The sequence below is a fragment of the Alloyangia mangrovi genome, from assembly GCF_002300555.2.
Taxonomy (GTDB): Bacteria; Pseudomonadota; Alphaproteobacteria; order Rhodobacterales; family Rhodobacteraceae; genus Salipiger; species Salipiger mangrovi.
Map to the genome: position 1 here is coordinate 1 of NZ_NTHN02000156.1, position 420 is coordinate 420.

Sequence of the window (420 nt, forward strand, 5' to 3'; positions counted from 1 at the left end):
AAAGCGCCCGTTTGGGCGCTGGCGGTGGATTGTGATCTGGGTTTTGGTTGCGGGAGCAGGATTTGAACCTGCGACCTTCAGGTTATGAGCCTGACGAGCTACCGGGCTGCTCCATCCCGCGACAGGATGTTCATCGTTTATGAGAGATACATGTGGGTTTTACTAGGTTTGGCGGTGACCTACTCTCCCACGTCTTGAGACGCAGTACCATTGGCGCGGCAGCACTTAACGGCCGGGTTCGGAATGGAGCCGGGTGTTTTGCTTGCGCTATGACCACCAAACCGAGAAAAACCCACGATGTCGGTCCCTGCGCGGCGGGTCGGCCTGGGCGACCTGCGCTTGCAGGTTGCGGGCCGACACCCCCGGGATGCTGGGAGCGACAGATACCAAGTCAAGTATGTGTAGGGGTTGTATGCTTCG

Annotated in this window: 1 tRNA gene and 1 rRNA gene; both read right to left on the reverse strand. The window is 58.6% G+C overall.

Going from position 1 to position 420, the window contains the following annotated elements:
* Positions 1-44: 44 nt before the first annotated feature.
* Positions 45-121 (reverse strand) — tRNA-Met (locus CLG85_RS27205).
* Positions 122-166: 45 nt separating this feature from the next.
* A 5S ribosomal RNA gene (gene rrf / locus CLG85_RS27210) occupies positions 167-281 on the reverse strand.
* Positions 282-420 lie beyond the last annotated feature (139 nt).